General features: G+C 67.0%; 18 protein-coding genes. 2 read left to right on the top strand and 16 right to left on the bottom strand.

Features of this window, described 5'->3' with window-relative positions; translation table 11 throughout:
- Positions 1-40 precede the first annotated feature (40 nt).
- The 13 genes from Cte04_RS13525 to Cte04_RS13585 form a co-directional block, all read right to left on the bottom strand.
- The gene (locus tag Cte04_RS13525) at positions 41-1,078 is read right to left on the bottom strand and encodes a patatin-like phospholipase family protein (RefSeq protein WP_066478446.1); all 1,038 of its coding nucleotides are present in this window, start codon (positions 1,076-1,078) and stop codon (positions 41-43) included.
- A gap of 219 nt (positions 1,079-1,297) precedes the next feature.
- The gene (gene dnaE / locus Cte04_RS13530) at positions 1,298-4,777 is read right to left on the bottom strand and encodes a DNA polymerase III subunit alpha (RefSeq protein WP_370671033.1); all 3,480 of its coding nucleotides are present in this window, start codon (positions 4,775-4,777) and stop codon (positions 1,298-1,300) included.
- A complete protein-coding gene (locus Cte04_RS13535) occupies positions 4,755-6,203 on the bottom strand; it encodes a DNA polymerase Y subunit UmuC family protein (RefSeq protein ID WP_245633375.1) in 1,449 nt (482 codons plus the stop codon). Before Cte04_RS13535 ends, dnaE begins: the two co-directional genes overlap by 23 nt.
- A 17-nt stretch (positions 6,204-6,220) precedes the next feature.
- Positions 6,221-7,078: a translesion DNA synthesis-associated protein ImuA gene (imuA, locus tag Cte04_RS13540; protein ID WP_157082000.1), complete on the bottom strand. Its 858-nt coding sequence runs from the start codon at positions 7,076-7,078 to the stop codon at positions 6,221-6,223.
- Between the two features lie 125 nt (positions 7,079-7,203).
- On the bottom strand, positions 7,204-8,568 hold the full coding sequence (locus Cte04_RS13545; RefSeq protein WP_083526661.1) for an HD-GYP domain-containing protein: 1,365 nt from the start codon (positions 8,566-8,568) through the stop codon (positions 7,204-7,206).
- Positions 8,569-8,826: 258 nt separating this feature from the next.
- The gene (locus Cte04_RS13550; protein ID WP_066478464.1) at positions 8,827-10,179 is read right to left on the bottom strand and encodes an HD-GYP domain-containing protein; all 1,353 of its coding nucleotides are present in this window, start codon (positions 10,177-10,179) and stop codon (positions 8,827-8,829) included.
- Between the two features lie 122 nt (positions 10,180-10,301).
- Positions 10,302-11,093, bottom strand: a complete 792-nt coding sequence (locus Cte04_RS13555) for an SDR family NAD(P)-dependent oxidoreductase (protein WP_066478467.1) — start codon at positions 11,091-11,093, stop codon at positions 10,302-10,304.
- A 5-nt stretch (positions 11,094-11,098) separates the two neighbouring features.
- The gene (locus Cte04_RS13560) at positions 11,099-11,659 is read right to left on the bottom strand and encodes a DUF3833 domain-containing protein (RefSeq protein ID WP_066478469.1); all 561 of its coding nucleotides are present in this window, start codon (positions 11,657-11,659) and stop codon (positions 11,099-11,101) included.
- The gene (locus tag Cte04_RS13565; protein ID WP_066478470.1) at positions 11,656-12,948 is read right to left on the bottom strand and encodes an MFS transporter; all 1,293 of its coding nucleotides are present in this window, start codon (positions 12,946-12,948) and stop codon (positions 11,656-11,658) included. The genes Cte04_RS13560 and Cte04_RS13565 overlap by 4 nt, the downstream gene beginning before the upstream one ends.
- Positions 12,949-12,963: 15 nt before the next feature.
- Positions 12,964-13,533: a chalcone isomerase family protein gene (locus tag Cte04_RS13570; protein ID WP_157082002.1), complete on the bottom strand. Its 570-nt coding sequence runs from the start codon at positions 13,531-13,533 to the stop codon at positions 12,964-12,966.
- Entirely contained in the window at positions 13,526-14,797 is a 1,272-nt protein-coding gene (locus tag Cte04_RS13575; RefSeq protein ID WP_066478472.1) for an SAM-dependent methyltransferase, read from the bottom strand. The genes Cte04_RS13570 and Cte04_RS13575 overlap by 8 nt, the downstream gene beginning before the upstream one ends.
- Positions 14,794-15,546 (bottom strand): DUF1365 domain-containing protein, encoded by a 753-nt coding sequence (locus Cte04_RS13580; protein WP_066478479.1) that lies wholly within the window; start codon positions 15,544-15,546, stop codon positions 14,794-14,796. Before Cte04_RS13580 ends, Cte04_RS13575 begins: the two co-directional genes overlap by 4 nt.
- Positions 15,543-16,889 (bottom strand): NAD(P)/FAD-dependent oxidoreductase, encoded by a 1,347-nt coding sequence (locus tag Cte04_RS13585; RefSeq protein WP_066478482.1) that lies wholly within the window; start codon positions 16,887-16,889, stop codon positions 15,543-15,545. Before Cte04_RS13585 ends, Cte04_RS13580 begins: the two co-directional genes overlap by 4 nt.
- 145 nt (positions 16,890-17,034) lie before the next feature.
- On the opposite strand from Cte04_RS13585, the gene Cte04_RS13590 reads away from it, so the two are divergent.
- Positions 17,035-17,691, top strand: coding sequence for a TetR/AcrR family transcriptional regulator (locus Cte04_RS13590; RefSeq protein ID WP_066478490.1), 657 nt, complete (start codon positions 17,035-17,037; stop codon positions 17,689-17,691).
- A gap of 70 nt (positions 17,692-17,761) precedes the next feature.
- Here Cte04_RS13590 and Cte04_RS13595 read toward each other — a convergent pair whose 3' ends face one another.
- The 3 genes from Cte04_RS13595 to Cte04_RS13605 all read right to left on the bottom strand — a co-directional run bounded on the left by Cte04_RS13595 (position 17,762) and on the right by Cte04_RS13605 (position 19,834).
- Positions 17,762-18,259 (bottom strand): nuclear transport factor 2 family protein, encoded by a 498-nt coding sequence (locus tag Cte04_RS13595; protein ID WP_066478495.1) that lies wholly within the window; start codon positions 18,257-18,259, stop codon positions 17,762-17,764.
- 225 nt (positions 18,260-18,484) lie between these two features.
- The gene (locus Cte04_RS13600; protein ID WP_066478501.1) at positions 18,485-19,123 is read right to left on the bottom strand and encodes a CoA transferase subunit B; all 639 of its coding nucleotides are present in this window, start codon (positions 19,121-19,123) and stop codon (positions 18,485-18,487) included.
- 3 nt (positions 19,124-19,126) lie between these two features.
- The gene (locus tag Cte04_RS13605; protein WP_066478508.1) at positions 19,127-19,834 is read right to left on the bottom strand and encodes a CoA transferase subunit A; all 708 of its coding nucleotides are present in this window, start codon (positions 19,832-19,834) and stop codon (positions 19,127-19,129) included.
- A 76-nt stretch (positions 19,835-19,910) separates the two neighbouring features.
- Between Cte04_RS13605 and Cte04_RS13610 the strand changes: the two genes are divergently transcribed.
- Positions 19,911-20,453, top strand: coding sequence for a PAS and helix-turn-helix domain-containing protein (locus Cte04_RS13610; protein WP_066478512.1), 543 nt, complete (start codon positions 19,911-19,913; stop codon positions 20,451-20,453).
- Positions 20,454-20,491: the final 38 nt, after the last annotated feature.

The following is a 20,491-nucleotide window of genomic DNA, read 5'->3' on the forward strand; positions in this document are numbered from 1 at the left end:
ACATCGCGGAGGGTGTGGAGTCGTGCTAAGAAACGCGTGCTCAGGGATGGGCGCAGGCGCCGTCCAGGCCTGCCATGCCCGCGAGCTTTTGCAGGCTGGAGCGGTTGTCCAGGCAGGCCTGGTGCCGGGCTTCGGCCGCCTTCTGCTGCGCCAGGCTCGCGGCCTTGGCGCGCTCGGCCTGCAGCTGGGCCACGCGCTCGCGGATCCTGGGCATGACCGCCATCGCGGCCTTCTCGCCCTCCACGATGGCGCTGGCGCGCTGGCTGAAATCGGCAGGCCCGATATCGAGCACCTTGGGGCGGATGGTGATGTCGGCACGCGCCAGCTCGGCCTGGCCCAGCTTCTGCCCCATGATGGCAATCGACTGGCCCAGGGCGCCCAGCATGTTCTCGGGCGTCTTGCCGCGCGCCTTGTTGGAGATGTCCACGGCGATCACGATGTCGGCGCCCAGCTGGCGCGCCGCATCCACGGGAACGGGACTGGTGATGCCGCCGTCGACATAGTGGGACTTGCCGATGCCCACGGGCTGAAACACGCCCGGCACGCTGCTGGAGGCACGCACGGCCTGGCCCGTGTTGCCGCGGGCGAACACGGTGCGCTCGCCGTCCTCCAGCCGGGTGGCCACGGCCACAAAGGGCTTGGCCAGCTGCTCCAGGGGTTTGCGCTGTACCTGCTCGTTCACATAGTCCTCGAGCTTCTGGCCCAGCACCAGGCCGCCCGAGGACAGCTGCAGGTCGCGGATCTTGGCTTCGTCGAGGGCCACGGCCTTTTCCTGCAGCTCGAAGGCGTTCATGCCGCTGGCATACAGCGCACCGACCACGCTGCCCGCGCTGGTGCCGGCCACCACGGCGGGCGTGAAGCCGTTGGCCTCCAGCATCTTGATCACGCCGATATGGGCAAAGCCCTTGGCTGCACCGCCGCCCAGGGCAACGCCGATCCTGACCGGCGCAACGCCGGGCGCGGGCGCTGTGGGCGTGGCCTCGGGAGCCGCCGATTTGACGGGCGGGTTGCTGCCGCAGCCGGACAGGGCGGCCAGACCGGCCAGCCCCAGGTACACCAAAGAATTCTTCAAACGCATGACAGGAAATCCTGCTTTTTCATCGGGGCGGGCAGTATAGCGGCAGGCGCGATGGCACTGCGGCCAGGGTCATGGCACATGGCCCTGCCTGGGCTGTACGCCACCGGCAACAGACATCGGGTCTCGCCTGCCGGGGCGAGTCCCGGCCGGATGCCGCCAGCCCAACCTCGGCCTTGCACACCGGCGGGACCACCATGGCGCCCATCAGCAGCCAGCAGCTCAATGGAAATCCCGGCTGCTCAGCCCGGCGCCCGCCAGACGCCCAAGCCAGGCCGTCATGTCCCTGGCCCGTTGCACTACCAAATGATGAGCTGCCGGCGCTTTTCTCTTCTGGGTTTCAGGCGAATTTCGCTCAAATTCCTCATCGGCATCGCGCGACCAGTTCGCGCTGCTTTGCCAGACGCCCTCCACCGCCAGCAGGCGCGATCCGAGCAGGGCGGCCTGCCAGCGCGCAAAGGCCCTGGCCCAGACCACCAGGTTGACCACGCCGGTTTCGTCCTCCAGCGTGATGAACAGCGTGCCGCCGGCCGTGGGCGGGCGCTGGCGCACGGTGACGATGCCGCAGGCCCGCACCTTCTGGCCCGGCAGGGCGTTGCGCAGCTCCACGGCCGTGCGCATGCCGTGGCGGGCCAGACGCTCGCGCAGCAGGGCCAGCGGGTGGCGGCGCAGGGTCAGGCCCGTGGCTTCGTAGTCGTGCAGGATTTCCTCGCCCTCGGGCGCCTCGGCCAGCTGCACCGAGCCTTCGTTCACGGGCACGCCGGCAAACAGGGGCGGCAGCGCGGCATGCGCCGCCGCATCCCACATCTGCTGGCGCCGGTGGCCGGACAGGCCGCTCAGGGCATCGGCGGCGGCCAGGGCCCGCAGGTCGCCCGGGCTCAGGCTGGCGCGCAAGGCCAGGTCCTGCGTGCCGGTCCATGGGGCCTGGGCGCGCTGCGCCTCGATGCGCAGCGCCGCGGCCTCGCCCAGGTTCGCCACCAGGCGCATGCCCAGGCGCACGGCGGGCTGCAGCGCCTGCACGCCGGGCACGGGCTGCAGCGGCTCTTCGAGCGTGCAATCCCAATGGCTGTGGCGCACGTCCACGGGCAGCACGCGCACGCCGTGGCGGCGCGCATCCTGCACCAGTTGCGAGGGCGAGTAAAAGCCCATGGGCTGGGCATTGAGCAGGGCCTGCAGGAAGATGGCCGGCTCGTGCCGCTTGAGCCAGGCGCTGGCGTAGGCCAGCGAGGCAAAGCTGTAGGCATGGCTTTCCGGAAAGCCGTATTCGCCAAAGCCCTGCATCTGCCTGAAGATGGCCTGGGCAAACTCCAGCCGGTAGCCGCGCGCGACCATGCCGTCGATCAGCGGCCGCTCGAAGCGGTGCACGCCGCCCTTGCGCTTCCAGGCGGCCATGGAGCGGCGCAGCGCATCGGCCTGGTCGGGCGTGAAGCCCGCCGCCACCATGGCGATCTGCATGACCTGCTCCTGGAAGATGGGCACGCCCAGGGTGCGCTCCAGCGCATCCTCCAGTGCGGCCTTCTCGTCCGGTTTCTCGAAACGCGAGCGTTCCAGCACCAGCGGCTCGCCGCGCCGCCGGCGCTCGCGGGCCTGCAGATAGGGGTGGACCATGCCGCCCTGGATAGGCCCGGGCCGCACGATGGCCACCTCCACCACCAGGTCGTACAGCGTCTCGGGCCGCAGGCGCGGCAGCATGCTCATCTGGGCGCGGCTCTCGATCTGGAAGGTGCCCACGGTGTCGGCGCGCTGGATCATGGCGTAGGTGGCCGCATCTTCCGGCGGAATCTGGGCCAGGCTCCAGCGCTCGCCGCGCCAGGCCGCGCGCTCGTCCAGGCTGTGGCGCAGCACGGTGAGCATGCCCAGGGCCAGCACATCGACCTTGAGCAGGCCCATGGCATCCAGGTCGTCCTTGTCCCACTGGATGACCGAGCGGTTCTTCATGGCCGCCGGCTCCACGGGCACCAGGCGCGTGAGCTTGCCATCGGTCAGCACAAAGCCGCCCACATGCTGGCTCAGATGCCGGGGGCTGTCCTTGAGCTGCCAGGCCAGCTCGATCCAGAGCCGCAGCTGGCGCGGCGTCAACGCATGGGACTGGGCCTTGGCCAGGGCCTGGGCTTCGAGGAACTTGCGTTCCACCCAGTCGTCGGGAAGTGCTTCGGGTCGGGGCTCGGGCAGGTCCTGTTCGCCCTCTGCCTCGGCGCCAGCCCCCTGCTCCGCTGTTTCGCTGAACCAGTACTGGCCCTTGGCCAGCGCATCCACCAGCGGCGGGGGGATGCGCAGCGCCTTGCCCACGTCGCGCAGGGCGCTGCGGCTGCGCCAGCAGCTGACCACGGCCGTGAGCGCCGCGCGCTCGCGCCCGTACTTGGTGTAGATGTACTGGATGACCTGCTCGCGGCGCGCATGCTCGAAATCCACGTCGATGTCGGGCGGCTCGCCGCGCACGCGGCTGATGAAGCGCTCGAACAGCAGGTGCTTGCCCTCGGGGCTGACCTCGGTGATGCCCAGGCAGTAGCAGACCGCCGAATTGGCGGCCGAGCCCCGGCCCTGGCACAGAATGCCTTCGCTGCGCGCATAGCGCACGATGTCGTGCACGGTGAGGAAGTACATCTCGTAGCGGCACTCGGCGATCAGGTCCAGCTCCTTGTGCAGCTGCTCCTGCACCTTCTGCGGAATGCCTTGCGGATAGCGGCCCGCCGCACCCTGCCAGGTGTGCCAGGCCAGGGTCTGTCGTGCATCCATGCCGGACAGCACGCTTTCCTGCGGGTAGTGGTAACGGATCTCGTCGAGCGTGAAGCGGCAGCGCGCCGCCAAGCGCAGCGTGGCCTCCAGCAAGGCCTTGGGGTACAGGCTCGCCAGCCGCAGGCGCGAGCGCAGGTGGCGCTCCGCATTGGGCTGCAGCGCAAAGCCGCATTCGGCCACCGGCCGTCCCAGGCGTATGGCGGTGGCCACGTCCTGCAGCGGTTTGCGCGAGCGCGCATGCATGTGCACATCGCCGCAGGCCACCAGCGGAATCCCCAGCGCCGCGCCCACCTGCTGCAGGGTCTGCAGCCACAGGCTGTCGTCGGGCGCCAGGTGCAGCTCCACGCCCAGCCAGATGCCGGCCTGCGGGCATTCCTGGGCAAAACAGGCCGAAACGCTTTGCACGCAAGCGCGGACCGCTTCCAGATCGGAAGCACCAAGCACCTCCCGCCGGGGCAGCACAATGCATTCGCAGCTGCGCGCCAGCGCCTGCCAGGGACTGCAGGCATCCACCACATAGCCGCCCTTGCCGCTGCGGCCGCGCGCGGCGGAGATGAATTCGCACAGGTCGCCCCAGCCCGCGAGGTCGCGCGCCAGCACCACGATGCGCGCCCCCTCCTGATCGGCGAGAGCGAATTCGCTGCCGTGGATCAGCGTCAGGCCGCAGTCCCTGGCCGCCTCGTAGGCGCGCACGGCACCGGCCACCGAGCATTCGTCGGTCAGCGCCAGCGCCGCATAGCCCAGGCTCTTGGCGCGCTGCACCAGTTCCTCGGGCGAGGAGGCACCGCGCAGAAAGCTGAAATGCGACAGGCAATGCAGCTCGGCATAGGCCAGCGGCCCGTGGCCTGCGCCCCAGGCGCCGGGCGGCGCAGGCATGTCTCCCGGCGGCGGCACCGGCGGAGAAGCCAGCCGGACCGCAGGACGGTTCCAAACGGCGGCCTGCTCAGCCATACACGCCCTGCCCATACCAGGCCACCGATGGCCCGGATGCGCCGCCCGCCCCGGCCTCGCGGACAGGCAGCTGGACCCGCTCGCGGTAGATCCAGACATGGCCTACCGCCTCGTTGTAGCCTACGAAATAGTCGCGTACCGCGGCTGCGCCCTCCTCGTCCCACCAGCCCGCCTCCAGCCGGTAGGGGCCGGCGCGCAGCTGCAGCGGCCCGTGCCAGCAGGGGCGGTTGCGCTCCAGCGGCAGCGGCCTGGGCTGCGGCAGCAGCCAGGGGGGCCACAGCCCCTGCCAGGGATCGGCGCAGCCCGCAGCGGGGCTTCGCCTCGCAGCGGCATGCTCCGGCGGTGCCGCTGCGGCAGGGATCCATTGCTGCATGGCCTCGGGCCGGTGGTCGGCACAGGGCAAGGGAATCTGCACGCAGTCCTCGCCCCAGCGCGCGCCGACCCGCTCCACCCATTCATGCCATTGCAGGGACGCAGCCCCTGCGCCGTCCCGCGTGCTTGCCGGTCCGTCCTGCCCATCCTGCAGGGACGGCGGCAGGCAGCTCAGCGCCTCGGCCGCAAAGGCCGTGGTTTCCGGCGCCTGCAGCTCCAGCATGTCCACGGGTGCGCGCCAGCTCAGGCGCGCGATGCGCTCGCGCAGCAGCCGCTCCAGATGGGCCATGGCCTGCGTGGGCTGCGCCGTGCGGATCTCCAGCGCATCCCAGGGCGGCAGCGCCTCTCCGTCCATGCGCCGCAGATCATGGTGCCAGCGCAGCTGCAGGGCCAGCACGCCATGGTGGCGGGCCTGCAGCCACAGCTGCAGCGAGCGCAGCAGGGGCCGGGCCGCCTGCAGCACGGCCGCCGCATCATGGGCCGGATAGCCGAGGTCGTGCCGCAGGACGAAACGCTCGGGCCAGCTCAGCCACTCATGGGCTTCGGGCAGCAGCCCATAGGCTTGGTCCAGCACCTTCATGGATGCTGCGCCCATGCGGCGCGCCAGGCCCGCGCGCGGCAGGGCCCGCACATCGCCCCAAGAGCGGCAGCCCAGGCGCTGCAGCACCGGCATATGCGGCTGCAGCGCGGACAGCGTCCACAGCGGCAGCGCATCGGCCCCCACCAGGGCCGGCCTTGCAGCAGGAAAGCGCTGCGCCAGCCGCAGCCGCGCCAATGCCAGCCAGGCCGTGGCGCCCTGCGCCCAGACAAAGTCCGGCGGCTGCGCCGGGGCATGCATCTGCAACTGCTGCCGCACTGCATCGACCAGCGCGTCCAGTCCGCCCCACAGGCGCAGCACGCTGGCGGTTTCCATCAGCACGGCTTCTTCGAGCACCACCACGCGCGGGGAAAACTGCAAGGCCCAGCAGGCGGCGCTGAACAGCGCATCGCTGCCAGCCTCCTGCCCGCCCGCCGCAGCCGTCCCCTGCCCGTGGGGCCATGCAATCCAGTGCCGCTCCATGCCGTCCATGCCGCCTCCCTGCTCCGCTATGCGCCCGCATGCGCGGCAGCCGCCGCTGTGGCCGGGCGTCCGCCCATCGAGTGCCCGTGCAGCAGCAAAGCGGCTTCCCTGTGCTGCGCGGCCTGGCGCATGGCCTGGGCCTGCATGACGGGCAGCCAGCCCCAGGAGGTGCGGGGCAGCAGCAAGGCCTTTTCCAGTGCCGGGCCCTTGCGCTTGAGCAGGCGCACCTGCAGCGTGCAGTCCTCTGCAATTTCGAGCTGCAGGCGCAGGGCTGCGGGCGAGCTGCGCCGGCTTGCCTCCAGTCCGCCCCACAGCCACAGCGGCCGCCCCTGGGAAGCAGCGGCCAGTTGCAGGCGCCGCAGCACGGGCACCGGCAGATCGGGCAGCCAGGCCAGCACGGCCAGCACATCCCGGCAATGCAGCGCCTGCTCGCAGGCCCAGGCCAGGTCGACACTCCAGGAGGCAGCCCTGGCATTTGCCGCCTTCTGCACGCAGCACAGGCGCTCGGGCGCTATGCCCGCAGCCTGCAGGGCCGGCACGAACGGCAGAAAAGGCGGCGCCACCAGCACCAGCCGCCGGTGGCCGCCCCCGGCCGCCCGGGCCTTGCCTTCCTGCATGCGGGCCGCCAGCGCCGGCAGCAGCAGCGGCCATTCGGCATGGGCATGCGCGGGCTGCAGCACTTCGATCAGCGCATTGGCCGGCCAGCCGCCGCCGGGCAGTTCGGCATCCAGTACGCCATAGCCCGTGGGCCAGGCCCTGCCGCCGCCTCTCTCATGCCAGTCCGAGCCGCGCCAGACGCCCGCCACCTGGGGCATGGCGGCCGCAGTCCGGCCTCCAGGCTCCTGGGGCAGAGGCGGCAAGGCGATGGAAGAAAGAGCAGGCATGCAAAAATCCTGGTAACTGTATAAATATACAGTTATTCGGTTTTTGCAGCCAGCAAAGCCGGCGCAGGCATGAAAAATGCCGGCATGGCCGGCATCGCTTGAACGGTCGTGCTCTGCCGCCCGGCTCAGGGTGCCTGCAGCACGGGCGGCATCTGCGCGGGCTGGTCCGGCTGGATCTGCATGCAGGCCTCGCACCACTGGGCCACGGCCGCATCCACGGCGTTCTCGCGCCGGCTCACGGACGGCCATTGCTGCAGGCATTTGTCGACGATGGACTGCAGCTGCCACAGCGCCTCGCGGTTGACCAGGGCCAGCTCCTTCATGCCCTGCGCATCGTCCCGCAGGCAGCTCCACAGGTCGGTCTGCTGGTCGGGATGCGCGCCCGCCTCGGCCAGCTGTTTCTGCAGCTGGCCTATGCCGGCGTCCACAAAGACCGCGGCCTGGTGGTCCGGCATGCTCTGCCACAGCGCGGGAAAGGCCTGGCTGAGCGTGGCCCACATCTGGAACGCCGCGGCCAGCGCGTTCACGCTGTGGCCGACCTCGGCCTGCAGGGGCGGCAGCGGCATGCCCGGTTCGATTTCGTCATACAGCAGCGGCAGGATGATCTGCACCAGTGGCGCGGGGTAGCGCTGGTGGTTCATGCGCAGCATCAGCGACAGTCGCTGGCCAGGCAGCTCGGGGAATTTCTCGAAGAAGGCAGCGATGACCTCGGCCAGCATCAGCACCTGGCCCATGGCGGAGATATTGCGGCCTTGCACGCCGCGCGGATAGCCCGAGCCGTCCATGCGCTCGTGGTGCTCGAGGATGGCCAGCTCCACCGCCTGCGAATAGGTGTCGGCGCTGCGCACCATCAGCATGGAGGTGACCGAATGCGCCACCAGCTGCTTGCGCTCCTCGCCCGTGAGCCGGTAGCTGGCATCGGTCCAGGCCGGGTCCATGTACAGCATGCCCAGGTCGTGCAGCAGCGCCGCCGTGGCCAGGGGCACGCATTCGCGCTCGGTCCTGCCGCTTTGCAGCGCCAGATAAATGGCCACCATGCTCATCTGCAGGCTGTGGATGAACAGCTCGTGGCGCTGCTCGCGCATGACGGTGAGCTTGAAGGCGATGCGCGGCGCCAGCACGATGCCGCGGACCGGCGCCAGCAGGCGCTCGGCATCCCCGATGGAGCGCACCAGACGCTGGAGCAGCTCCACGGTCCGGCATTGCTCCCGTGCCGTGGCCTCCAGCTCGGCCACATCGACGAGATGGTCCGTGCTCAGATGCCAGTCCACCGGATAGCGCAGGGGATACAGGGCCAGTCGCTCGTACATGCGGCTGTCGATGCGCAGTCCCTTTTCCACGAGCTTGATGCCTTTGTGCGTATAGATCGCCTCGTTGGTCACCACCAGGCAGTGGTCGGCCATGTCGGTGACGGCACGCAGATAATGCACACCGTCATCGCGCCATTCGACGCTATCCGACTGCGGACTTTGCGCCATCTTCTCGTTCATGCGGACTTTCCCAAGGCTTGGTACGCGGATAGCTTCGTACACAAAATATACAAAATTATCATTTGATTACAAATAAGACATGTGCCCGGCCTGAAAGACTGTGTCTTTTTGTAGGTCAAACATGCCTAGTATCGCCTATCGGAAAGCGCTGGCAGCTATCAAATCCATTGCTGCCCACAAAGCGGGTGAATACCCTGACTGCAAAGCAGCGTCCCAGGAGCGGGGCCCCCGCCCCTTGCTTGCAGGCGCCATGGCACGCTATGCGTTGCCGGCAGGCTCCTGCAGCGGTGGCACGGCATCGATCCGCAGGCTGGCCTCGCACCACTCCATGACGGCAGCATCCAACGCATGCCTGCGCGCACCGGTGTCGGGCCAGCGGTGCAGGCATGCATTGACAATGGCCTGCAGCTGCCATCGGGCTTCCCGGCTGACCAGGGCCAGCTCCCCCATGCCCAGGGCATCGTCCTGCAGGAAAGCCAGCAGCTCGGACTGCTGGCCCGGATGCAGGCCGGCTTCGGCCAGCTGCTTTTGCAGCCCCCTCAGGCTGGAGTCGATGAAGATGGCCGCCTGGTGGTCGGGCATGTCCTGCCAGCGCTCGGGAAACTGCCGGCTCAGCGTGCGCCACAGCTGAAAGACCGCCGACAGTGCCGTCACGTTGTACGTGAACTCGGCCTGCAACGGCTGCAACGGGGCGCCCGGCGCGCTTTCGTCGTACAGCAGCGGCAAGACGTGGCGTACCAGATGCGCCGGATAGCTGCGATGGTTCATCCGAAGCATCAGCGACAGCCGCTGGCCGGGCAGGTCCCGGAATTTGTCGTAAAAGGCCGCGACCACTTCGGCCAGCAACAGCACCTGTCCCATTGTCGATATCGCGTCGCCCCGGCTGCCGCGCGGGTAGCCTGAACCATCCATGCGCTCATGATGGTCCAGCACCGCCATTTCCACCGCCTGGGGATAGACGCCGCAGCTGCGGACGATGAGCATGCCCGTGACCGAGTGCGCGACCAGATGCCGCCGCTCGGTACCCGTCAGCCAATGCTCGGTGTCTGTCCAGGCCGGATCCATATGGAGCATGCCCACGTCATGCAGCAACGCCGCCGCAGCCAGCAAAGCGCAGTCGTGCCCGCTCCAGCCATTCTTTTGTGCCAGGTACACGGCCACCAGCATCATCTGGATGCTGTGCGCGAACAGGCCGGGACGCTGCTCGCGCATGACCGTGAGCTTGAAGGCCAGCTGCGGCGGCAGCACGATCTGGCGCACCGGCGCCAGCAGGCGCTGCGCCCCGTCCAGCGCCCGTGCCATGCGGCGCATCAGCTCCATGGTTTCGATCTGGTCCATGGCACGGGCCCCGATCTCCTGCACGTCCACGCAACCGTCCACGCTCAGATATTTTTCGACAGGATCGCGCAGCTTGTGCTCCACCAGACGCGCATAAACACGGCTGTCGATGCGAGCCCCCTTGTCCAGCAGCTTGACGCCCTTGTCGGTATAGATGGCCTGGACTGCCACCACGCGACGGCGGTCCGCCATATCGGTCACGGCACGCAGGAAGTGCACGCCATCCTCGTGCCATGCCTGCTGCGCCAGCAGCCCTGCCCGGCTGTCGCTCATAGAAAAGCTCCCTTGCCCCTGATCGCTGCAATATACGCGCTTCGCCTCCGATCACAGCGCCCGCAGCTGCTGCCTCTTGACCGGGAGCAAGCTCGAAGGCGGCTTCCGGGCGCAACGGCCGGTCAGGCTCCCGTGATGCGGCGCACGGCAGAAAAGTACCAGCCGTCGGGCAGACAGCGCAGAAGCCGCATCCAGCGCGTGAAGCGCCGCGGAAAGTTCATTTCGAAATGGCCCTGGGCCCAGCCCTGCAGCATGTGCCGCGCGGCTTCTTCGGGAGTGATGAGCGCAGGCATGCGAAAGCGGTTCTGCGCCGTCAGCGGCGTCTCGACGAAGCCCGGGTTCACGATGGAAACACCCACCCCCCGCGGATGCAGGTCGAGATACAGGTTCTCGGCCAGATTGTTGAGCGCGGCCTTGGTGGGACCGTAGGCCAGCGACATCGGCAGCCCCCGGTAACCGGCCACACTGCCCACCAGGGCCAGGTGGCCGTGGCCGGCCTCCAGCAGCATCGGAAGCACGGCATCCAGCAACTGCAGGGCACCGACATAGTTGACCGCCAGATGATGCTGCATTTCGGCAAGGTCGAACTCGGTGGCGCGCAGGGGCCGGTAAAGGCCCGCGCAATACAAGACCAGATCCGGAGCTCCTCCCGCATGGGCCTGCACGGCCCGGGCGGCCTCCGCCACGGTTTCGGGCCGGGTCACATCCAGCGGCAAGGCCACGCATCCGGGATGGCCTGCGGCGAATGCCTGCAGTGCAGCGGCATCCCTGGCCGATACGATCACACGGGCGCCCTCGGCATGAAGGGCCTCGGCAGTGGCCTTCCCTATGCCTGAAGAGGCACCGACAATCCAGGCGCATTTCCCCTGCCAGCGGGCCATCGGCGGATTGAGCCTGGCGTTCAGCAGCGACATGGCGGCTACTCCCTGGTGAAGGACAGCGTCACATCCCCCAGATGGATGCCGAACTTGCTCATTGCCGCGCGGTTGAGCATGGTGCGCCCATCCATCAAGTACATCCAGTCATCCATGCTGACGTTCCAGACCTTTCCGTTCACCGGCAGGGCCAGGACATAGTTCCAATGGAAGGCATTGCCGGCACTCTGGCCGCGCGCCTCTCCCACCACATCGTCGGCACGCCCGGTGTAGCGGCCTTCGCCCAGGTACTTCAGATGCCAGATGCGCTGCTGAGTGCTGCCGTCGCTGTAGACGAAGTGCTCGTCGAGCGTGCCTTCGTCGCCGCTCCAGCGGCCCGTCATGCGCACGGTGAAGCGCTTCACCACTTTTCCGGAGCGGTCCGTGAACACTCCATGCGCCAGCAGCGGTCCATTGAAGTACTGGCGCAGATCCAGTTCGGGGCGCTCCCTGGCATATTCCTGGACCGACGGGCCCGCGCAGCCGGCCAGCATTCCCATGAGCGCCAGCCACACCCCGGCACGCCGCAAGGGCAGGAAAGAACGAGTGCTTACCATGGACTTCATATCAACCTCCAGGACATGTGCAGGCGCTCGGCACGCCAGAGGCACGCCGCAGCCATCAGTTTGAGCAGGCAGGGCAGGCCTGCGTAGGCCCATGCCAGCGCCTGCAGGCCGGCAGGGTCGGTTGTGCCGCTGCGATAGCCCGCAGCGGAAAGAAGCGGCAGGCCCAACCCGGCCGCCAACGCCAGATTGAGCTTGGCGGCGCAGGCCCACCAGCCCAGATAACGGCCTTCACCCGAACCGCCCTGCCCCGACTCGTGGATCACTCCGGTCAGCAAAGCGCCGGGAAGCGCCAGATCCGCTCCCAGGGCCAGTCCGCTGACAAGGCAGATGGCGGCGAAAGCCCCGCCATCGCCCGCCCCGAGCCAGGGCGTGAAGCAAAAGGCAATGACGCTCGCCAGCATGCCCGCACGCCAGCTGGGTGCCAGGCCCCAGCGGGAGACTGCCGTGACCCACAGCGGCAGACCTGCAGCGGCGGCGCCGAAGTAGCACAGCAGAAACAGCGGCTGCAATTCCTGTGCGTGCAACCGGTCCGCCACGAAGAACGGCAAGAGGGTGGCGGGTATGGCAGCGGCTACGCCATTGAGCATGAAGACCGACAGCAGGCGGCGGAAACCTGCATCTGCCCAGGGCGCCGGCCGCGCGCTGGCTCCGCGCGGCTGCCCGGTGAATGCCGGTGCTGCAGCGGGCCCACGCAGGCGATGCAGTCCTGCAAGGCCCAGGGCAAGCCCTGCCGCGAGCACACCGCTGGTTGCATCATGGCCCAGCCATGCAGGCAGCACGCTGGCGAGCACCACGCCGGCAAGGGTGGCGCCTTCCCGCCAGGCCGTCACCCGCGTGCGCCATGCAGGATCGCCCCCCCAGCGCGTGCCCCAGGCCTGGTGCAAGATGCCCACGGCGCTGTAGGCCAGCGTGCATACCAGCAGGCTGGCAGAAAGCCAGCCCAGCAACCGGCCGGGACCTCCGGCGGGCGGGTGCCACAGCGCGGCGAAACCCAAGGCCATGAGCACGCTGCCCAGCGCCGCCGCGAACCAGGCCGGGCCCGATCCGCGATGCAGAAGGCGATCGGCCATGCGCCCCAGGGCGGGATCCAGCACGGCATCGAGCGCGCGGGTGGCGAGCAGCACGGCACCGAGGCCAGCCAGCGGTGCCCCTGCCACCGCGGCGTAGTGATGGGGCAAGGTGACGTACAAAGGCAGCGACACAAAGGCCAGCGGCGCCGCCAGTCCGCCATAGGCCAGCCCCGTGCGCCAGGACAGCGGTGTCGGGCGGGGGTGCGACGGCGCGTTCATGGGGCGCAGATCCGATCAGCCCTGGCCGAGCAAGGCAGCGCGCAGCGCCGGCGCGGACGTCTGCTCGGAGAGCCAGATGCCGAAAAACAGGCGCGCATATTCCGCATCCCGTATCCGCCCGGTTTCACGGCCGTTATGGAAAAAGCCCACGCCCCCCGCTCCATCGCTGAGGCCCAGCAGGCGATCCTGCGCAGCCACATCGGGAAAGGCCTTCTTCATCAAGAGCAGCCACTGGCGTGCCTGTTGATCGGAAAAGCCGCCCACACGCCGCATCTCGGCGACCGAACGCTCGGCGATCGCCTCGCCCTCCAGCTTGCGGTCGTAGATCAGTTCCAGAGCGAACGGCTGGCGCGCATAGTCCGCTGGCTCGAAACCAGGCGGCGCCCAAAGGCGGGCTTCATACACGCGCAGTCCAAAGAAGCGCAATACGCCGCTGCCGACAAGGCGGGCCGAGGGCAAGGCAGAACGCAGCTCTGGCGGGAGGGCAGGCACAGCGGCCGGAAGATCGTGGGTCATTGCAGCAAGAATAGGAGCAAGAAAGCTGGCGCTCCAGGCCAGGGCTTGGCGGCGCCGAACGTCAATCATGGCCGGGCCTGCGCAAGGTGAACTGGACGACATCGGTGTTGCCCATGTCGAACGCGGCTTCGCAATAGGCCAGGTAGAACCTCCATATGCGGATGAAGCGCTCGTCGAAACCCTGGCCTCGTACGGCGTCGAGGTTCTCCTCGAAGGAGCTGCGCCAGCGCCTGAGGGTTTCGGCATAGTCCTTGCCGAAGCCCATCCTGTTCTCCACGATCAGGCCTGCGTTCAGCGCCTCCCTCTCGAAAGCAGGAATGCTGGGCAGCAGCCCTCCCGGGAAGATGTACTGCTGGATGAAATCGGTGGAGCGCAGGTAGCGCGCAAACAGGTCCTCGCGCAGCGTGATGGTTTGCAGGCAGGCATGGCCCCCGGGCTTGAGGCAGTCGCGCAGCATCTGGAAATAGCTGCGCCAATATTCATGTCCCACGGCCTCGAACATCTCGATGGAAACAATCGCATCAAAGGGCCGTTCGGCATGCCGGGCGGCCAGATCCCGGTAATCCTGGTAATGCAGCTCGACCTGCCCCTGCAGACCGGCCTGCGCGATGCGCTGCACGCCCCACTGCAGCTGCTCGCGCGACAGCGTCACGCCGGTGACGTGGGCGCCGAACTCGGCGGCCGCAGTCTGCGCGAGAGCCCCCCAGCCGCAACCGATTTCCAGCAGGCGCTGGCCGGGCTGGAGTCCCGCCTCGCGCAGCGCACGCCTCATCTTGGCCTGTTGCGCCTGCTGCAGGTCGGCCTGTTGCAAGGCCTCGCCGTCGAGCCCCCCGAACCAGGCGGCGCTGTAGCTCATGCTCGGATCCAGCCAGAGCCGGTAGAAGTCATTGCCCAGGTCATAGTGGGCATGGATGTTGCGGGCGCTGCCCGCCCGCGTGTTGCGATGCAGCAGGTGACGCAGCCTGAAGCCCATTCTTCCCCACCAGCTGCCATATACCAGCTGCTCCATATGGTCGCGATTGCCGATGCACAGCCGAAGCAGCGCGCTGAGGTCCGGGCTGTCCCATTCCCCTTCTATGTAGCCTTCGGCCAGCCCGATATCGCCGGAACGCAGGATGCGCTCCAGGGCACTCCATTGCTGGATGGTGCAGCGCGCATCGGCTTCCGCAGGGTTCTTCCCCGGAAAATGCAGCACTCCCCCCTGCGGCAGCTGCACGTCCAGGTGGCCGCATGGCAGGCGCTCCAGCAGTTTCATGACGCGGCGCGCGCTGCGAGGCATGGAGCGCGGCGCAGCGGAGGACGGACTCAATACGGGGGCGGTGGTCGTGTTCATCGTGTGACGAAGCGCTTGGGCTCGGAAGGTTTGCGGTGGAAAGGCAGGCGCTTGGCCCAGAGGCGAAGCGCCTGCCAGTGAATGCGGAAGATGACCCCCAGCGTCATCAGCGGCATGCCGAAGAAAGCGCGGCGCACATGGGAAATGCTCAATGGCTGCAGCGCGCCTTCCACGCCGGTGCACAGCAGCGGGCCTGCCTCGTCATGGAGATCCACCCGCACCACGGCGCGGTCTTCGCTGCGCTCGAAACGGAAGCGGTACTCTCCTCGCACCTCGCAGAACGGCGATACATGGAACTGCTTGCTTGCCGCCTGCTCGCGCCCCCAGGCGAGGTCAGGCCCTGCAAGAAGATAGGCATGCCGCTCGCCGAACGTGTTGTTGACTTCGGCCAGGACCGCCGCCAGCGAACCGTCGGCCCTGTGCGCATACCAGAAACTTACCGGCTTGAATGCATAACCCAGCACACGGGGAAAGGTATGCAGCCAGATCTCGCCATCGGCACCGTCAATGCCTTCTTCCCGGAGCAGCTGCTCGAACCAGGCCAGGCAATCGTTGCCGCCATCGCCGTGATCGCAATCATGAAAGCTCATCCAGCCGGGCCGGTTGCGGTGCAGCAAGGCATCGGGATGCTCGCGCAGGCTGCGCATGGGCAGCAGCAGAAAATATCCCGGGTAACGGAATGCATGCGTCACCGGCCGCAGCCGGCGATGCCAGACATGGCCGAACCCGATCAGCGGACGCAAGTTCATACGGCCTCCGCCACGGCGGCACGGGAAATTGCGGAGGCGCTGCGAGCGAGCGAATCCGACACGGCTTCGGCAGCCCTGAGACCCGAGCGCAGGCCGTCCTCGTGGAAGCCATAGCCGCACCAGGCGCCGCAGAACCAGGTGCGAAGATGTCCCTGCAATTCGCCCACCCTTGCCTGGGCCGCAATCGCGGCCTGGTCGAAGACGGGGTGGCTGTACTGGATGCGCGCATGGACCTTGTCTTCTGCGATCGCACGCGCAGGATTGAGCGACACCAGCACCGGCTGCTGCCACGGCAGGGGCTGCAGCCGGTTGATCAGGTAATGAAGGCAGACTCCGGCTTCCTCATCCGAGGAGGAAGCGGCTCGCTCATAGTTCCAGGCAGCCCACGCCGCAGTGCGCTGCGGCAGCACGCCCTTGTCGGTATGCAGCACCGCCTCGTTGGGTTGATAGCGGATGTTCCCGAGCACCGCGCGCTCCTGCTGCGTCGCATCCTCGCCAAGCAGCTGCAATGCCTGATCGCTATGGCAGGCCAGCACGACGGCGTCAAACCACTCCGCCCCATGGGCCAGCTGCACCAGGACGCCATGCCTTTCCCGCCGGATGCCCAGCACCGGGGAGTTCAGCCTGGCTTCGTGGCGGGCATCGTGCTGCAGCCGCGCAACCATGCGCCGCACATATTGCCGCGAGCCTCCGCGCACCGTGTACCACTGAGGCTGGCGCGTGATCTGGAGGAGGCCATGGTTGTGGCAAAAGCGGATCAGCGTGGCGACGGGAAAACGCAGCATCTGGTCCGTGGGACAGGACCAGATGCTGCCGATCATCGGCAACAGATAGTCGCTGCGAAAGGCCTTTCCGAAGCCGTGCCGGTCCAGGAAATCGGCGATGGAAGCCGTGAGCTGCGCCTCGGTTTGCCGCCGGGCGATGTCCGTTGCAAGCCGGTTGAAGCGCAGGATCTCTCGCAGCATGCCCAGAAAGCGGGGCCTGAGCAGATTCCGCCGCTGCGCAAAGACGCCTGCCAGAGAGCCGCCACTCCATTCAAGTCCCCTGCGGCCATCGGCCTGGGGCACCTGGACGGAAAACGACATCTCGGAAGCCGCGGTCTCCACCTTCAGTTCATCGAGCAGTCGCGTCAGCAGCGGATAGGTCCGGTGATTGAATACCAGGAACCCCGTATCGACTGCGTGGCCGACGCCATCGAGATGAAGGTCCACCGTATTCGCGTGGCCTCCGAAATGGCTGCCGCCTTCCAACAGGCACACGCTGAACGGCATCTGCCCGTCCGCCAGGCGCCATGCGGCCGCCAGACCGGAAACACCCGAACCAATGACAGCTATACGATGCATGAAAGCCCCTTGAAATAGTCGCCAGTCACCCGGATAGACCCAGAAGAACAAACAATGAACTAATTAGTTCACACTATAAACTACAAATATCAAAATTGCACTACAAAGTATCCGACCTGACCTCGCGCGTCATAAAATACGGCTCATGAATGCTCGCTCATCAATCAGGGAACAGATCCAGCGCGTGCGCGAAGAGGCCATCGTGACCGCCGTCAACCGGCTTCTGGCCACCAAGGGCTACGATGCGATGACGGTGGACGAGGTGGCTGCGGAGGCCGGCATGGCCAAGGCCAGCCTGTACAAGCTGTTCACCTCCAAGGAAGAGCTGGCAGGCGCCGCGATGGTCGGAGTGCTGGACCGTGCACTGGGCTTTGTGGACGGCTTGCGCAGCGCGGCCGAGCAGGCCGCCGAAGCAGGCCAGCCCGTCCGGGCGCTGGACCAGCTCAAGGCCGTCACCCGATGGGCCATGCAGACCCAGCTGGAGGGAGAGATGCCCTCCCTTCCCGCCCAGAATTCCAGCCTCAGCGCCTCGCTGCAATCCAACGACGAGTACATGGATCGCCTCATAGCCCTGAGCAACCGGCTCAGCACCTGGATCACAGAAGCCCAGACAGGCGGTCAGCTGCAAATGCAGCTACCGGTGGAGTTGGTGCTTTACACGCTGTTCGCGCGCGCCTGCGATCCCGTCGTGGGCCTGCTCAAGGAATCAGGCCAGTACACGCATGAACAGATCATCGAATGGGTGACCAGCACTACCTTCGATGGTTTGGCCACCTCGGGTTCCGCCCCCTCTTCGCCCTAGCCCCATACGGCTTTCGGCATGCCGGCGGCGGCCGGACCGGGAGAACGCTGCGTATCTCTCCCTGCCATCCTCAGGATGGCGAACCCTGCGCATGCACAGTCTTTGAGGAGCTGGACGCCGTACGGCGCAGCCAGCGCATCAAGGCGCCAAGCAGCGGCAACTTCTCGTACAGCTCTTCTGCGGCATCCCAGTAATCGCGATGATGTACCACACGGCCCTGGGCGTCGAAACGCAGGGACGAGGCACCGCGGATGCACTGTTCGACTTCAGGCCGCCAGCGCCGCAACCGGAAGCGAAATTCCCACTCCAGGAAGGCCCTGTCGCCCCGCACCAGCTTCTGCGTGACGACAAAGCGCGGATCCTGCAGCGAAGCAAACATGTGCTCGAAGATGCGCGTGATCGCGGGCACCCCGCGCACTTCATTGAAGGGATCCTTGAAGTAGGCATCGGGCGCATAGTAGGCACCCAGCCCGGCCAGATGCTCCGGTGCCAGTTCTTCGTACAGCCGGACCAGCCTGTGCACGGCAGAATCGACATCACGGCAAGTCAGGGACAAATCGGCAGTCATGGGAGCGCGGTCTGGTGATTTTTTGCGTTGGCGGGAAGACGCAAGCATAGGGCAACATCGCCGTGCGTCCGTTTTCCTGCAGGCACGGCAGGTGCGGGAAATCCGTCGGCGGCGGGGCCTCCACCTCACCGTTACCCCAGGCCTGCGACAGACACAGCCCAGGCATGAAGGGCAATAAAAAACGCAGCCCGGGGCTGCGTTTTTGCGTCCGACAGGAGGCCGGATTCAGCGGATCAGCTCCACGCCCGTCTTGGACTGGATTTCCTCGAAGCTCACATCGGGTGCCAGCTCCACCAGCTTCAGTCCCTCGGGAGTCACGTCCATCACGCCCAGATCGGTGATGATGCGGTCCACCACGCCCACGCCGGTCAGCGGCAGCGTGCAGGCGGGCAGGATCTTCAGGTCGGTCGTGCCGTCCTTCTTGCGGGCCACATGCTCCATCAGCACGATAACGCGCTTGACGCCGGCCACCAGGTCCATGGCGCCGCCCATGCCCTTGACCATCTTGCCCGGAATCATCCAGTTGGCCAGGTCGCCCTTCTCGGACACCTGCATGGCACCCAGGATGGACAGGTTGATCTTGCCGCCGCGGATCATCGCGAACGACTGGTCCGAGCCGAAGATGGACGAGCCCGGCAGCGTGGTCACGGTCTGCTTGCCGGCGTTGATCAGGTCGGCATCGACCTGGTCTTCGGTGGGGAACGGGCCGATGCCCAGCATGCCGTTCTCGGATTGCAGCCACACTTCCTTGTCGCCCGTGTGGTTGGCCACCAGCGTGGGAATGCCGATGCCCAGGTTCACGTAGAAGCCGTCTTCCAGTTCTTGCGCCGCGCGCGCGGCCATTTGGTCTTGCGTCCAGGGCATGGTTCAGGCTCCTTTTTTCTCGGTCAACGTGCGCTTCTCGATGCGCTTTTCAGGATGGGGGTTGTGCACGATGCGGTGCACATAGATGCCGGGCAGATGGATGTCGTCGGGCGCGATTTCGCCAACCTCGACGATCTCCTCCACCTCCACGATACAGATCTTGCCGGCCGTGGCCGCAGCGGGGTTGAAGTTGCGCGCCGTCAGGCGGAACTGCAGGTTGCCGCTCTTGTCGGCGCGGTGCGCCTTGACCAGGGACACATCGGGCACCAGCGAACGCTCCATCACATAGGTCTCGCCGTCGAACTCGCGCAGCTCCTTGCCTTCGGCCACGATGGTGCCCACGCCGGTCTTGGTGAAGAAGGCCGGGATGCCGGCGCCGCCGGCACGCAGCTTCTCGGCTAGCGTGCCCTGGGGCGTGAATTCCAGCTCCAGCTCGCCTGCCAGGTACTGGCGCTCGAACTCCTTGTTCTCGCCCACATAGGAGGAGATCATCTTCCTGATCTGGCGGGTCTCCAGCAGCTTGCCCAGGCCGAAGCCGTCCACGCCGGCATTGTTGGAAGCCACCGTGAGATTCTTCACGCCGCTGGCCACCAGTGCATCGATCAGGGCCTCGGGGATGCCGCAGAGGCCGAAACCACCCACAGCCAGCAATTGCCCGTCAGCCACGACGCCCTGCAGCGCCGCTTGTGCGGATGGATAGAGCTTTTTCACACATGTCTCCTTCTTGAATCGGATGCGCTACGATACTACGTACTTGAGTAAGTAGTTTTTCGTAAAGAGCAGCACCATGGCGGTTGATTATCGGTTGGCGTTCGAAGCAGCCCCAGTGGGCCTGGTGATCTCGCGCAACCGCACCATGATCGACTGCAACCTGCAATTGTGCGAGATGTTTGCGGCCTCGCGCGAACTGCTGATCGGCCAGTCCTTCCAGGTGCTCTACCCCAGCGCCGACGAATACGAACGCCTGGGCGCGCGCATCGCGCCCATCCTCAACGCCAAGGGCTTTTATTCGGACAACCGCATCATGAAGCGCGCCAACGGCGAAACCTTCTGGTGCCATGTCTCGGGGCGCACGCTGGACCGCAACAATCCCCATGCCTCGGGTATCTGGAGCTTCGAGGACCTCTCGGCCCAGCGCCCCGTCAAGGCCGAACTCACGGGCCGCGAGCGCGAGGTCGCGGCCCGCCTGCTCGAAGGCCTGACTTCCAAGGAAATCGGCAAGGCCCTGGCCATCAGCCACCGCACGGTGGAGATCTACCGCGCGCGGCTGATGCGCAAGTACGGCGCTTCCACCGCAGCCGATCTGGTGCACAAACTGGTGGCCGGCTGAAGACGGCCGCCCCTCCCTGCCCGCGCGGCGCTCCATGC

This window comes from Comamonas terrae, assembly GCF_001544075.1.
Classification (GTDB): Bacteria; Pseudomonadota; Gammaproteobacteria; order Burkholderiales; family Burkholderiaceae_C; genus Comamonas; species Comamonas terrae.